The organism is Enterobacter sp. 168J2 (assembly GCF_034107265.1).
Lineage (GTDB): Bacteria > Pseudomonadota > Gammaproteobacteria > Enterobacterales > Enterobacteriaceae > Enterobacter > Enterobacter nematophilus.
In genome coordinates, this window is sequence record NZ_JAWNEB010000001.1 from 1,329,220 (window position 1) to 1,343,992 (window position 14,773).

Annotated in this window: 12 protein-coding genes; 10 read left to right on the plus strand and 2 right to left on the minus strand. The window is 53.3% G+C overall.

Annotated features, from left to right (window positions below; translation table 11 throughout):
- Positions 1-9: 9 nt before the first annotated feature.
- Together USG84_RS06430 and USG84_RS06435 are read right to left on the minus strand one after the other, a co-directional pair.
- Positions 10-1,074: an ATP-binding protein gene (locus tag USG84_RS06430; protein ID WP_253542197.1), complete on the minus strand. Its 1,065-nt coding sequence runs from the start codon at positions 1,072-1,074 to the stop codon at positions 10-12.
- Positions 1,071-1,775 carry a response regulator gene (locus tag USG84_RS06435; protein ID WP_151413650.1) on the minus strand — a complete coding sequence of 235 codons (705 nt, stop codon included), beginning with the start codon at positions 1,773-1,775 and terminating at the stop codon, positions 1,071-1,073. Before USG84_RS06435 ends, USG84_RS06430 begins: the two co-directional genes overlap by 4 nt.
- A 271-nt stretch (positions 1,776-2,046) precedes the next feature.
- On the opposite strand from USG84_RS06435, the gene USG84_RS06440 reads away from it, so the two are divergent.
- The 10 genes from USG84_RS06440 (at position 2,047) to osmB (ending at position 14,692) form a co-directional block, all read left to right on the plus strand.
- Positions 2,047-2,433 (plus strand): transporter, encoded by a 387-nt coding sequence (locus USG84_RS06440; protein WP_253542200.1) that lies wholly within the window; start codon positions 2,047-2,049, stop codon positions 2,431-2,433.
- Between the two features lie 134 nt (positions 2,434-2,567).
- Positions 2,568-3,479: an ABC transporter six-transmembrane domain-containing protein gene (locus USG84_RS06445; protein ID WP_414146776.1), complete on the plus strand. Its 912-nt coding sequence runs from the start codon at positions 2,568-2,570 to the stop codon at positions 3,477-3,479.
- Between the two features lie 4 nt (positions 3,480-3,483).
- On the plus strand, positions 3,484-6,579 hold the full coding sequence (locus tag USG84_RS06450) for a multidrug efflux RND transporter permease subunit (protein WP_253542203.1): 3,096 nt from the start codon (positions 3,484-3,486) through the stop codon (positions 6,577-6,579).
- Between the two features lie 270 nt (positions 6,580-6,849).
- A complete protein-coding gene (fabI, locus tag USG84_RS06455) occupies positions 6,850-7,638 on the plus strand; it encodes an enoyl-ACP reductase FabI (RefSeq protein ID WP_003856831.1) in 789 nt (262 codons plus the stop codon).
- A gap of 155 nt (positions 7,639-7,793) precedes the next feature.
- Positions 7,794-8,780, plus strand: a complete 987-nt coding sequence (locus tag USG84_RS06460; RefSeq protein WP_151413648.1) for a CMD domain-containing protein — start codon at positions 7,794-7,796, stop codon at positions 8,778-8,780.
- Positions 8,781-8,868: 88 nt separating this feature from the next.
- Positions 8,869-10,803, plus strand: a complete 1,935-nt coding sequence (locus tag USG84_RS06465; protein ID WP_320738215.1) for an exoribonuclease II — start codon at positions 8,869-8,871, stop codon at positions 10,801-10,803.
- Positions 10,804-11,122: 319 nt separating this feature from the next.
- Positions 11,123-13,114 (plus strand): cyclic di-GMP phosphodiesterase, encoded by a 1,992-nt coding sequence (gene pdeR, locus USG84_RS06470; RefSeq protein WP_061098004.1) that lies wholly within the window; start codon positions 11,123-11,125, stop codon positions 13,112-13,114.
- Between the two features lie 118 nt (positions 13,115-13,232).
- A complete protein-coding gene (locus USG84_RS06475) occupies positions 13,233-13,415 on the plus strand; it encodes a hypothetical protein (RefSeq protein WP_041909652.1) in 183 nt (60 codons plus the stop codon).
- Positions 13,416-13,458: 43 nt separating this feature from the next.
- Positions 13,459-14,211 (plus strand): DNA-binding transcriptional regulator YciT, encoded by a 753-nt coding sequence (locus USG84_RS06480; RefSeq protein WP_253542213.1) that lies wholly within the window; start codon positions 13,459-13,461, stop codon positions 14,209-14,211.
- A 262-nt stretch (positions 14,212-14,473) separates the two neighbouring features.
- Positions 14,474-14,692, plus strand: coding sequence for an osmotically-inducible lipoprotein OsmB (gene osmB / locus USG84_RS06485; RefSeq protein ID WP_008501216.1), 219 nt, complete (start codon positions 14,474-14,476; stop codon positions 14,690-14,692).
- Positions 14,693-14,773 lie beyond the last annotated feature (81 nt).

A 14,773-nucleotide genomic window follows, 5' to 3' on the forward strand; every position in this document is an offset into this window, starting at 1 on the left:
CGCCAGGGCTCAGGCGTCGGGCCAGGTCAGTTTGAATATGGAGTGGTTTTGCTTCGATAAGGTATAGGTTACATCGCCACCATGAGCCAGCATGATGGCTTTTACCACCGATAAGCCTAAACCACACCCTTCAGGATTCATATCTCTGGCACCATTATCCCGCTGGAAGGGTTGAAATAAGAAATCATGAAATTCTCTGGGGATGCCCGGCCCGCCATCCTGAATAAGAATATAATTGCCTTTATCAGAGACGCCATTTTTTACGATGAGTTTCCGTGAAGTTGAATAATGTAATGCGTTGTCAAACAGAACGGCCAGACACTGATTGATGCGTAAGGGGTCGAACACGCATTGCTGTTCTCTCAACTCGGTCTTGATCGCAAACTGGTTGCGTTTGAACTCGGGCATGAAAGTATCAAGCGCATCCTGGATTGTGCCTTTGAGGTCCGTTCTGGATTTATACAACGTGTAACCCGCCCCGCCGTCAGAGCTGATGACCCGAAGATCTTCAATCAAACGGGTTAATCCCTCAGTCTGCTTGAGAAGATTATTAAAAAGCAGCGGATCCGGTTCAAAAACGCCGTCAACCAGCCCCTGAAGCCGCCCGCGTAAAATCGTGATCGGGGTTCTGAGCTCGTGGGCAATGGCGGCGTTCCAGGATTTCCTCTGAATATCCAGCGTCTGGAGTTTTTCCGCCATTTCATTGAAATCCGTGACCAGATGATTGACCTCGCCCAGCCGGGAGCTGGCGCAATAAGCCCGGGCATCCAGCTGGCCCTGAGAAATTTTTCTCAGGCTGGAGGCCACCGCGTTTAACGGGGTGAGTATTCGCGAAGAGAGTTTTATCGTTAAAAATATCGCAATTATCAGACTGATTGTTGTCGCGGTCCCGATCCACACCCAGTCCCACATCGTCATTTGCTCGTCATCGCCCGCAACGGCACCGCCGGGGAGGTGATCGAGAATAAAAGAGTAAAAAAACCAGGAGCCCAGTACCGCAATGGCAATGATCGTAAACGTCAGCAGCAGCATATACGTTAAGATCTGCCGACTCAGGACAGAATCTCTGTTCATTTTTTCTCCCCAAGCCGATAGCCCATCCCCCTGATGCTCTCAGGAACGCCATAAAGGCCTGCAAGCTCCAGCTTTTTACGCAGCTTACTCATATGGCTGTCTACCGTTCTGTCTAGCGTATCGCCTTCCGGCAGACACGCGTTGAGTAACTCTTCGCGGGAACATACCTTTCGCGGGAATCTCACCAGGTAAGTCAGAAGTTTAAATTCCGTCGTCGTTAATACTGGCGAAACCACTTCTGCGCCCACGGTGACCTCAACGTAAAAATCGTCCGGATAGACCGTAATAAAAGCCGTCCTGAGAGGCGCGGACTCCGCCTGCTGGAGAGCGAGTTTGGTTCTGCGCAGCACGGCTTCAACCCGCGCGACCACTTCGGAAGGGTTAAAAGGTTTGATGACGTAATCATCCGCGCCAAGCCTCAGCCCCATCAGCTTATCCACGTCCTGATCGAGTGCGGACACCATAATGACGGGCACAGAACTTTCCTGACGAAGCGTCGTGAGTACGCTCCAGCCATCGCATACGGGCAGATGGATATCCAGCAGGATAAGATCCGGTTTATGGAGTCGATTGAGCGCTATCGCCTGCTCGCCCTGCCGGGCTCTAAGCGTTTTCATCCCAGAACGCTCTAAGTAACTCATCAGTATATCGGCAATTTCGTTTTCATCTTCAACAACAAGGATTAGAGTATTTTTGTTCATTTTATCTCCGCGGGTAAAATCCCTTTGAGCACGCTATCAGATATCTTTAGCACAATAAGACACAGGCTCCGGGAAAAAGTGCCGTGGCCGCGAAAATTTCCTGAATTAATTTAAGCACCCGGCAATTTCTCCATACAGCCTACACATTCAGTCAATAAAGACTCGACAATGTTAGTCCACAATAGTTATTCGGAGTTAAACCGTCTTCCGTTTAACGTGGAAAATATCCTCGACGCGTAAAGGCTTTCTGAATTTGGTTGAGATAATGAGCATGGAACTTTCGAAATACCTCTCTCCTAAAAAAATCGGCATATTTTCTCTGTTTCTGCTGCTATCGTGGGGATTACTTTATACCTGGCTGGTACTGATACATAAAATGGATGAAAAAGTCGCCGCAACGCTACCCTCTTCCCCCATTATCTATGGCTGCATTGCCCTGTCGGTTGTCTCTCTGATAATACAAAACAAAGCAGGCGCGTTCACAGAATTATTACTCATCGCCTTCTGGCTAATGGTGATTTTTGTTTATCTCATTATTACGTTCACTGTGCTGCTGAACGCTACGCCAGACTTTAACGATCTGGTGTTTTACTATGAGTGTTATTTAATTCTCTTTTTTGGCGGTTCACCGCTGTACCTCATCATGAGAATGATTTAAACAACCGCGCTGTTTAGCTCCATACTCTCTCCACAAACCGCCCATGTCCGCTAAACAGGCGGGTTGTAGACTCTCCATTACACCATTTTGAACAAAAATAACTCACTGAAATAGCCACATACCCGTTACCCATAATGATGAACCTTACTAATAACCGTCGTTCTCCTGAAACCGCCGGCGTCATGCACTCGCTTAAAAAGCTCGCGATACGGCACCGGAAAAAATTGGTTGTCACCTTTTTGCTGGTGGTGGCTGAAAACGTGACGTTTTTACTCTATCCCGTTCTGGCAGGCATCGCGATAAATGCCATTCTTGCGGGTAAGACGCTTAATGCCGCGCTGTATGGCCTGATGGTGCTCTGCATGTGGTTTATCGGCGCGGCCAGACGGAGCGTTGATACACGGACGTTTGCCCGTATTTATGCCGGGCTTGCCGTCTCCGTCGTGCTTTCGCAGCGCAAATATCAGCTTAACCATTCGGCAATTGCCGCCAGGGTCACGCTCTCGCGCGAGTATGTGGATTTCTTTGAAATGCACCTGCCCCTGCTTATTACATCGATGAGCTCGCTCTTTGGTGCGGCAATCATGCTGCTCTTTATTGAATTCTGGGCAGGCGTCATGTGCTTTGCAATCGTCATTATCCTGACGGGATTTGTCTCCGGATATGCGCGTAAAAATGAATGGTTATTCATGCGCCTGAATAACCGTCTGGAGAAAGAGGTAGATTATGTCCATAAGGCGGGCACGACCACCCTGCACCGACATTACTCCACGCTCGCGCGTTTACGTATCGCATTATCTGACCGGGAGGCGTGGGGGTATTTATGGGTTGGCATACTCGTCGCCCTGCTTTTTACGCTGACCATTATCTGGATGACACAATCGACTGGCATTACCGCCGGACATATTTATTCCGTAATGACATACATGTGGATGTTTGCGACAAGCCTGGATGACGCACCGCAGCTGCTTGAGAAGTTTTCACAGCTCAGGGATATCGGCAAGCGCGTATCAACCGACGACGAAATTCACGTAGCTGGAAGTTAAATTAATGCCTCATTTTTTTATTGAACGCCCCGTTTTCGCCTGGGTAGTGGCGCTTTTTATCGTCCTGGCGGGGGTATTGTCTATCCCCCGGCTGCCGGTTGCGCAGTACCCGGCGGTGGCACCGCCTGGGATCATTATTTCTGTCACCTACCCGGGCGCCAGCCCCGATATTATGAATACGTCGGTGGTGTCGTTAATTGAGCGCGAAATATCTGGCGTCGATAATTTGCTCTACTTCGAATCGTCCAGTGACACAACCGGTTCTGCGTCTATTACCGTGACGTTTAAGCCCGGCACGGACATCAAGCTGGCGCAGATGGACCTTCAGAACCAGATCAAAATTGTGGAACCGCGTTTGCCACAGGCGGTCAGGCAAAATGGTATCAACGTCGAGGCGGCCAATTCCGGATTTTTAATGATGGTGGGGCTGAAGTCCGCAACCGGTAAATTTGAGGAAGCCGATTTAAGCGATTATTTTGCCCGGCACGTCAGTGACGAGCTTCGCCGCGTACCTGGGGTGGGGAAAATTCAGCTGTTTGGTGGCGAAAAAGCGCTGCGCATCTGGCTGGACCCGATGAAGCTTCATAGCTACGGACTTTCGGTGAGCGATGTGCTTACCGCCGTTGGCCAACAAAATGCCCTGGTTTCGCCCGGCAAAACGGGAGATGAACCGGCATCTGAAGGGCAAGGCGTAACGTATCCGATCACCGTGAAGGGGCAGCTCACTTCCGTAGAGGCTTTCAGGAATATTACACTGAAATCAGAAGCGTCCGGCGCAAGGCTGAAGCTGTCCGACGTCGCGCGCATTGAGTCCGGTCTGCAAAGCTACGCTTTCGGTATCCGCGAAAATGGGCTGCCCGCAACGGCTGCGGCAGTCCAGCTATCGCCTGGCGCCAATGCGATGAGCACGGCTGCAGGCGTACGCGCGCGCATCGACGAGCTTTCTCAGGTGTTGCCGGAAGGAATGACGTTTACGGTTCCCTTTGATACCGCGCCTTTTGTGAAGCTCTCCATCGTAAAGGTGGTACAGACGTTTGTGGAAGCGATGATCCTGGTCTTCCTCGTGATGCTGCTGTTTCTGCATAAGATCCGCTGTACGCTTATCCCGGCGGTTGTTGCCCCCGTCGCACTGCTTGGCACCTTCACAGTGATGTTATTGAGTGGATACTCCATCAATATTCTGACTATGTTCGGCATGGTTCTGGCGATAGGGATTATCGTAGATGACGCCATTGTGGTTGTGGAGAACGTCGAGCGCCTGATGGAAGAAAAAAACCTCTCTCCGCGCGACGCGACCCGGGAGGCGATGAATGAAATCACGCCGGCAATTATCGGGATCACCCTGGTGCTTACCGCCGTCTTTATTCCCATGGGTTTCGCCGAAGGATCCGTCGGGATTATTTATCGGCAATTTTGTATTTCCATGGCGGTATCCATACTGTTGTCGGCATTTCTTGCCCTCACGCTTACCCCCGCGCTTTGCGCGACGCTACTTAAGCCTCACAGCTCAGCAAAGCACGGTGGTGGCAGGTTCGCGGCAGGGTTTAACGCCCGTTTTCGAACCCTTACGAGGTGGTACGAATCCGGGCTGGGCGCGGTGCTGAGACGAACCGGGCGTATGCTGCTGCTGTACGTTGCGCTTTGTGCCGCGCTGTTTTTGGGGCTTTCTTCGCTGCCCTCGTCCTTTCTTCCGGATGAAGATCAGGGCTATTTTATGTCCTCCATTCAGCTGCCTTCCGACGCCACCATGCAGCGCACCCTGAAAGTGGTTAAAAAATTTGAAGAGGAAATTGCGGCCCGGCCGGATATTGAAAGCAACATTATGATCCTGGGATTTGGTTTTTCAGGATCGGGTCCGAACTCGGCCATGGCCTTCACCACGCTGAAGGACTGGAAGGATCGGCAGGGTTCGACCGCGCAGAATGAAGCCGACCATATACAGGCCAGCATGGCTAACGTCTCAGATGGCGTCACGATGAGCCTTCTCCCGCCGGCCATTTCGGATATGGGCACCTCCTCAGGCTTCACCTGGTACGTACAGGACAGGGCGGGACTGGGCTATGAGGCGTTAAAGAGAGCGGCCGATGCGCTGGTTTTGAAGGCTAATCAACGTCCTGAACTGAGTGACGTGTATATAGACGGTCTGCCGGAAGGAACGAGCCTGGCCCTTCACGTTGACCGGGAAAAAGCGGAAGCACTGGGCGTTTCATTTGATGAAATCAACCAGACGCTCTCGGTCACCATGGGGTCGAACTACGTTAATGACTACACGAACAACGGCCGCGTTCAGCAGGTCATCATTCAGGCCGATGCCCCTTACCGCATGCAGCCTGAGCAGATCCTGAAATTATCGGTAAAAAACCGTATGGGGCAGATGGTGCCAGTATCTACGTTTGCGACGCTTTCCTGGAACGTTGCGCCGCAGCAGTTGACGCGTTATCAGGGATATTCTGCTATCCGCATTACCGGCAGTGCGGCCCCGGGCACATCCAGCGGTACTGCAATGAAGGCCATGGAGACGTTGTCACTTGATTTACCGCAGGGGATGGCCGGCGAGTGGGCCGGGAGTTCATTGCAGGAGAGAAAATCTGAATCTCAGCTCCCGGGTCTGATCGTTCTGTCGATACTGGTCGTATTCATGGTGCTCGCCGCCCTGTATGAGAGCTGGTCAATTCCCTTTGCGGTAATGCTGGTCGTTCCCCTGGGGCTGATCGGTGCGGTGGCTGCCGTGTTCGTTGCGGGCATGACGAATGATGTTTTCTTTAAGGTCGGTCTTATCACCCTGATAGGCCTGTCCGCCAAGAACGCCATTCTGATTGTCGAGTTTGCAAGGCAGCTCCACCGGGAAGGACGCACCCTGCTGGCGGCAACGTTACAGGCCGCAAGCCAGCGTCTGCGCCCTATTCTGATGACATCGTTAGCCTTTACGTTAGGGGTGGTGCCACTGATGCTGGCGCGTGGCGCGAGTGATAGCACACAGCACGCTATCGGCACCGGAGTGTTTGGCGGCATGATTAGCGGCACGCTTCTCGCGATCTTCTTCGTCCCGGTATTCTTTATTGTCGTTGCGCGCTTCGTTGAAAACGCCGGGAAAGCGTGAATACCGCTGACGGATCGCGGATCCTTGCTGGTTGGATGAGGCGAAGCTGCTGCCGGGTGATATACTGGACGAATGCTGAAATTTTGAGCCCCCGCCAGCCCGCGCCTCACCTTTTGGGGCATTCGCCTTCGGAGATCGGCGAGAAATATCGTGACACAAGGGGCCGTGAGTGGGCTATAATTTCGAGCTAATTTCGAATGATTTTGAAATACTGCCTGTAACGCTATGAATTACAAGGCAAAATAAGCAATGAATATAAGGATTAAAGCTATGGGTTTTCTTTCCGGTAAGCGCATTCTGGTGACTGGCGTTGCCAGCAAACTGTCCATCGCATACGGCATCGCACAGGCAATGCATCGCGAAGGCGCTGAGCTGGCGTTCACCTACCAGAACGACAAGCTGAAAGGCCGTGTTGAAGAGTTTGCCGCGCAGCTGGGTTCCAGCATTGTTCTGGAATGTGACGTTGCACAAGACGAAAGCATCGACGGCATGTTTGCTGAACTGGCAAAAGCATGGCCGAAATTCGACGGTTTCGTTCACTCCATCGGCTTCGCTCCTGGCGACCAGCTGGACGGCGACTACGTGAACGCGGTTACCCGTGATGGCTTTAAAATCGCGCACGACATCAGCTCCTACAGCTTCGTTGCAATGGCGAAATCTTGCCGCGCAATGCTGAACCCTGGCGCAGCGCTGCTGACCCTGTCCTACCTGGGCGCAGAGCGTGCTATCCCTAACTACAACGTTATGGGTCTGGCGAAAGCATCTCTGGAAGCCAACGTCCGCTACATGGCGAACGCAATGGGTCCAGAAGGCGTGCGCGTTAACGCCATCTCTGCTGGCCCTATCCGCACCCTGGCGGCGTCCGGCATCAAAGATTTCCGTAAAATGCTGGCACACTGCGAAGCGGTTACTCCGATTCGTCGTACCGTTACCATTGAAGATGTGGGTAACTCTGCTGCATTCCTGTGCTCTGACCTTTCCGCTGGTATCTCCGGCGAAGTGGTTCACGTTGACGGCGGCTTCAACATCGCTGCAATGAACGAGCTGGAAATTAAATAAGCTATGGCTCTCTTCCCGCACGGGAAGAGAGCTTTCCCCGCCGTACTCACCCCTTCGTTATTCCGTTCTGCTATTTGTTATCACCTAACAATATTTTTCCCTTTATCTGCCTTACGCCAGGATATTGATCGCCATTTTGAGATCAAGGAACGCCCATGGAACAACGTCGTTTTTCCGGCAAAGGCCACTGGTATCACGAAACCCAGTCAAACCACGCGCAGCCGGATGTGCTGCCCCTGGTGCCCGAAGCCGCTAACGTCGACGATCGTTTTTTGCTCGATTTAGCCCTGCCAGATGAGATTGTTGCCGCCTGTACCGGCTGGCTTGCTCCTGCCAGATCCTTATGCCACCAGCTGTTCCCGCTCTCACTTCCCGTAAACCGCCTGCGAACGCTCAGCGCCTACGATCGGTTAAGCACCGCGTTGACGGTGGCGCAGGCCTGCGGCGTTCAGCGGCTGTGCAACCACTACGCCGCCCTCCTCGCCCCGCTGCCGAGTCCTGACTCCTCTCGCGAAAGTAACCGACGGCTGGCGGAAATCACGCAGTACGCCCGCCAGCTCGCCAGCTCGCCTGACGTCATTGATGATAAGTCGCGAAACCAGCTTGATGAGGTAGGTCTGTCTACCTATGACATTGTGGTGATTAACCAGATAATCGGCTTTATCGGTTTTCAGGCGCGCGTGGTCGCCGTCTTTCAGGCGCTGCTTGGCCATCCCGTCCGCTGGCTGCCGGGCCATCATATTCAGCCGCACACCCTGCCGGCGTCCTCCGACGCGTGGATAGCGCTTCTGCCCGTGGTCGAGCTTCGCTATGCCAGTACGCATCAGCTTGAGTCCCTCTCTCGCTGGCAGGCAGAGCCCGCGCTTGAGGCGCTGACGCCGGTCCTGTGTCATGAGCCGACCTTGCTCGACCTGACGGGTGAGATCCTGATAAACAGCCGGGAAACGATTTCGCTTCCTTCGCCGGCGCTTGCGGCAGCAGCCGAATTGCTGACACGCTCGCCGGACCGATTCAGCGCCGCACAATTTACCCCGCTCACTGAAGAAGGACTTACTGCCGTTCAGGCGATTAACCAGCTGAGCCAATGCGCGCTGGAGGGCTGGCTCAATCGATTAAAAGTGGCGTCCGGCAAAGCGGAATAACCACACGCTTTCCCCAAAGAGCGCTTGCTGTAGCAGTGAGAATCGCGTAAAACTGTCAGCCGCTCAATGGCTACGAAAATAGAACATTATGTTTCAGGACAACCCGCTGCTAGCGCAGCTTAAACAGCAACTGCATTCCCAAACGCCGCGTGCAGAAGGGGTCGTGAAAGCCACGGAAAAGGGCTTTGGCTTCCTTGAAGTTGACGCGCAGAAAAGCTACTTCATTCCGCCACCGCAGATGAAGAAAGTGATGCATGGCGATCGCGTCATGGCCGTCATCCATACCGAGAAGGAACGCGAATCCGCCGAGCCGGAAGAACTGATCGAACCGTTCCTGACCCGCTTTGTGGGCAAAGTGCAGAGAAAGGACGATCGTCTATCTGTCGTGCCGGATCACCCCCTGCTGAAAGATGCCATTCCCTGCCGCGCCGCCCGCGGCGTTGAGCATGATTTTAAAGAAGGTGACTGGGCCGTGGCAGAAATGCGCCGTCATCCTCTGAAAGGCGACCGCGGTTTCTATGCTGAACTGACCCAGTTCATCACCTTTGGCGACGACCATTTCGTCCCGTGGTGGGTCACGCTGGCGCGCCATAATCTTGAAAAAGAAGCGCCGAACGGTGTGGCAACCGAGATGCAGGACGAAGGCCTGGCGCGTCGCGATCTCACCTCGCTGGAGTTTGTCACCATCGACAGCGCCAGCACAGAAGATATGGACGATGCGCTCTACGCTGAAGAGAGCGCCGATGGCAAACTGCGTTTGACCGTCGCGATTGCCGATCCAACCGCCTGGATTGTAGAAGGCAGCAAGCTGGACGAAACGGCGAAAATCCGCGCGTTCACCAACTACCTACCGGGCTTTAACATTCCGATGCTGCCGCGCGAACTGTCTGACGACCTCTGCTCGCTGCGTCCAAATGAGGTGCGCCCGGTCCTCGCCTGCCGCATGACCATTGCCGCAGATGGCACGATTGAAGACGATATCGAGTTCTTTGCCGCCACCATCGAATCCAAAGCCAAGCTGGCCTATGACAATGTCTCCGACTGGCTGGAAAACACCGGCAGCTGGAAACCTGAATCCGAGGCTATTGCGGCGCAGATTCGTCTGCTGCACCGCATCTGCCTGAACCGCGGCGAGTGGCGTAAGACTCACGCCCTGGTCTTCAAGGATCGTCCGGATTATCGTTTTGTTCTCGGTGAAAAAGGTGAAGTGCTGGATATCGTGGCCGAACCGCGACGCATTGCTAACCGCATCGTCGAAGAAGCGATGATTTCCGCCAACATCTGTGCCGCGCGCGTGCTGCGCGACAGGCTGGGCTTCGGTATTTACAACGTTCATACCGGCTTCGATCCGGCCAATACCGAAGCGCTGGCGGCCCTGCTGAAGAATCACGACGTGCATGTTGACCCGGAAGAAGTGCTGACGCTGCCGGGCTTCTGCAAGCTTCGCCGCGAGCTGGACGCTCAGCCGTCCGGTTTCCTGGATAGCCGTATTCGCCGCTTCCAGTCCTTCGCGGAAATCAGCACCGAGCCAGGCCCGCACTTCGGCCTCGGTCTGGAGGCCTACGCCACCTGGACCTCCCCGATCCGTAAGTATGGCGATATGGTTAACCACCGCCTGCTGAAAGCGATTATCAAGGGCGAAACCATTGCCCGTCCTCAGGACGACACGACCCTACAGATGGCCGAGCGTCGCCGTCTGAACCGCATGGCGGAACGTGACGTTGGAGACTGGCTGTACGCGCGCTTCCTGCAGAATAAAGCCGGTACCGATACCCGCTTCGCGGCGGAGATTATTGATATCAGCCGCGGGGGAATGCGCGTACGTCTGGTGGATAACGGTGCGGTCGCCTTTATCCCTGCCCCGTTCCTGCACGCCGTTCGTGACGAACTGGTCTGCAGTCAGGAAAGCGGCACCGTGCAAATTAAAGGCGAGACGGTTTACAAAGTCACTGACGTGATTGACGTGACTATCGCTGAAGTTCGTATGGAAACCCGCAGTATTATTGCGCGCCCTGTCGCCTGATAACCTGCTCAATTGTCGGTCATTTCCGTTCGGAAAGGCCGACAATTTTCTCCTGCCTTTCCCGCCGCAAAAGCATCATTTTTCTTACTTTTTTCAGCCCCAGCTCGCCCAAAATAGCCATAATTATCTACAGTAAAAGAGTGCTGTCCTAATCGGTCACGTGAATTTTATCCGCTCAGCATTTTATCTGCCTGATGCGTTTCATTATAAAAAAGCAGGGAAAAACAAGACGTTCACTGCGGCTTTGCCGCTATTTTCAACGGAAAAGTCGACGACAAATGAATAATTTGTTCGCTAATGCGTCGCGGCGGGAGAAATCATGATCGACGAACTTGAGCAGAATTTGCTGTTTCGTTACATGGGTACTCACAGCCCGTGGTGGCGATTGTCGGCTGACAGCAACGCTCTGCACCTTGCCGCCAGCGAAAATGCAGACGAGACTCAGGAGATCGTACTGGACGATGAACAGGCCGCACAGATCCGTCAGCTAACGGTGATGACCTCCAGCATTTCTCTGAACCTCTCTCTTTACGGCGAACAGGTTCCCATTCATCTTGTCGGACGCAAAATCACACGAAACGAGTGGGCTGGAACGGCTTCTGCCTGGAACGATACGCCCTCCGTGGCACGCGATCTGGCTCAGGGACTTTCCTTCGCAGAACAGGTTGTTTCTGAAGCGAATTCCGTCATTGTTATTCTCGATCAAAACGGCAATATCCAGCGCTTTAACCGCCTGAGCGAAGAGTATACCGGTCTGAAAGAACATGAAGTCATTGGTCAGAACGTGTTTGAACTGTTCATGAGCCGCAGCGAAGCGGCAGCCTCGAAGCGCAACATTGCAGGTTTCTTTCGCAACGGCAGTTCCTACGAAGTCGAACGCTGGATCAAAACGCGGAAAGGGCAACGCTTATTTCTGTTCAGAAATAAATTCGTTCACAGCGGCAGCGGCAAAAATGAAATTTTCCTTATCTGTTCCGGGACCGACATTACCGAAGAGCGGCGGGCGCAGGAGCGCCTGCGCGTGCTGGCCAATACCGATACCATCACCGGCCTGCCCAACCGCAATGCGATCCATGAGCTGATTTCAGACGCCATAAGTAGCCGTGGCGATACGCAGGTTGGCGTGGTGTACCTCGACCTGGATAACTTCAAAAAGGTTAACGATGCCTACGGGCATATGTTCGGCGATCAGCTGCTGCAGGCGGTTGCACTTGCCCTTCTAAGTTGCCTGGATGAGGGGCAGGTTTTAGCGCGGCTCGGCGGCGATGAGTTTATCGTTATGGCCACCAATACCTCCCAGGGCTCGCTGGAAGCGATGGCGTCGCGTATTCTGACCCGCCTGCGCCAGCCGTTCAGAATCGGTCTGATTGAGGTTTACACCGGTTGCTCCCTGGGGATCGCCCTCGCGCCGCAGCACGGGAACGATCGGGAAAGCGTGATTCGCAATGCCGACATCGCCATGTACACCGCCAAGGAGAACGGCCGTGGCAAATTCTGCGTCTTCTCCCCCGAGATGAACCAGCGCGTGTTTGAGTATCTGTGGCTGGACACCAACCTGCGTAAAGCCCTGGATAACGATCAGCTCCTGATCCACTACCAGCCGAAAATGACCTGGCGCGGCGAAGTCAGAAGCCTTGAAGCGCTGGTCCGCTGGCAGTCGCCCGAGCGCGGTCTGATTCCCCCTCTGGAATTTATCTCTTACGCCGAGGAGTCCGGTTTGATTGTGCCGCTGGGCCGCTGGGTGATGCTTGATGTGGTTCGCCAGGTGGCAAAATGGCGTGACAAGGGAATTAACCTGCGCGTGGCCGTGAACGTCTCTGCACGTCAGCTGGCCGACCAGACGATTTTCAGCGAGTTAAAGCAGGCGCTGAAGGATCTGCATTTTGAGTACTGCCCTATCGACGTTGAGTTAACCGAAAGCTGTCTTATCGAAAACGAAGAGCTGGCGCTCTCGGTGATCCAGCAATTCAGCCAGCTCGGGGCGCAAATTCATCTGGACGATTTCGGTACCGGCTACTCCTCTCTCTCCCAGCTGGCGCGTTTTCCTATCGATGCCATTAAGCTCGATCAGGCTTTTGTCAGGGATATTCACAAGCACTCTGTCTCCCAGTCTCTGGTACGCGCCATTGTCGCAGTGGCGCAGGCGTTAAACCTGCAGGTGATTGCCGAAGGGGTGGAGAGCGCAAAAGAAGATGCCTTTCTGACCAAGAACGGCGTAAACGAACGGCAGGGTTTTCTTTTCGCTAAGCCGATGCCCGCTGCCGCATTCGAGCGCTGGCTAAAACGATATCAAGCGCGACAGCAGCGTTAGAGCCATACAGCGGTTCACTTTCGTTTATGTAATTTCGTTATGGCGTTTTTTCCCTTCTCTTTTGAACCTATTTTCTGCATCATTGAAATTATTAACTTTTCGCTCCTGGGGAGAGATGATGTCTACTATTGATCCACAAGCTGTAGCACAACGTATTGATACCGTGCTGGATATCCTGGTGGCGGGTGATTATCACTCTGCGATTCGTAATCTCGAGATCCTGAAGTCTGAACTTCTCGCTCAGGATGGCGCTGACAACGCTCCCGAAAACCGACAGCCTAAAGCGCCGTGGGAAGTCTAATCCCACTGTCTCAGACCTCGTTTCGCTTTATTAATTGGATGCTATGAATTCCCGACAACAACTCATTTTGCAGATGGTCATCGATCAGGGGCGCGTAAGCGTCGTTGAGCTGGCTAAAACCACCGGCGTTTCCGAAGTCACCATCCGTCAGGATCTTAATCTGCTGGAAAAACAGAGCTACCTGCGCCGTGCGCATGGCTATGCCGTGCCGCTGGACAGCGATGACGTTGAGACGCGCATGATGAATAACTACGCGCTTAAACGAGAGCTGGCAGAATTTGCCGCATCGCTGGTAAACCCTGGCGAGACGGTCTTTATTGAAAACGGCAGCAGCAACGCCCTTCTGGCTCGTACGCTCGCCGAACAAAAAGACGTTACCATCATCACCGTCAGCAGCTATATCGCCCATTTACTCAAGGAGACGCGCTGTGAGGTGATTTTGCTGGGCGGCATTTACCAGAAAAAAAGTGAGAGCATGGTAGGCCCGCTAACCCGGCAGTATGTCCAGCAGGTTCATTTCAGTAAGGCATTTATCGGTATTGACGGCTGGCAGCCTGAGACAGGTTTCACCGGCCGGGATATGATGCGAACTGACGTTGTGAATGCCGTTCTGGAAAAAGAGTGTGAAGCCATTGTGTTGACCGACAGCTCCAAATTTGGTGCCGTCCATCCTTACACCATGGGTCCAGCCTCACGCTTTAGCCGCGTAATTACCGACGAAAGGTTAAGCGACGAACATCGTAATAAACTGGAAGAGGACGGTCTCATTGTCGATATTATTAAAACGTCCGCCTGAGTCCATTTTGCGCCCGTATTCCGGGCGCAAATGCCCCCTTCGTCTGAGAGGATTCCTATCCTCCCTTTAAGAGTTTTTACCTGTTTAACCTGCCGTAAAGTCGTAAAATTAATGTTAGCGATATAACAGGAAGTGACTATCACTTGCGTGATTACGTAACGCCTGCGCGACCAGCTTTCCCGGAAAAAAGAATTGAGTATTCATTTTGGCTATACTTAATGTGTACATCTTTCCGTGAATCGATAATTCAGGAGAAAGTATTATGACCTTAACCAGCAAAAAATTAGCCGCCGCTGTTCTGGCAATCACTGTAGCAATGTCTCTGAGCGCGTGCTCTAACTGGTCTAAACGTGACCGTAACACCGCAATTGGCGCCGGTGCTGGTGCGCTCGGTGGTGCAGTATTAACGGATGGTAGTACGCTGGGCACATTAGGCGGCGCTGCTGTCGGTGGTATTATCGGTCACCAGGTTGGCAAATAATTATTTTATCAGCCTTCCCGTTAAGGCGATTTAGCATCGCATTTCAGGTCTGACTAACGCACGTATATAACACGAGCCACG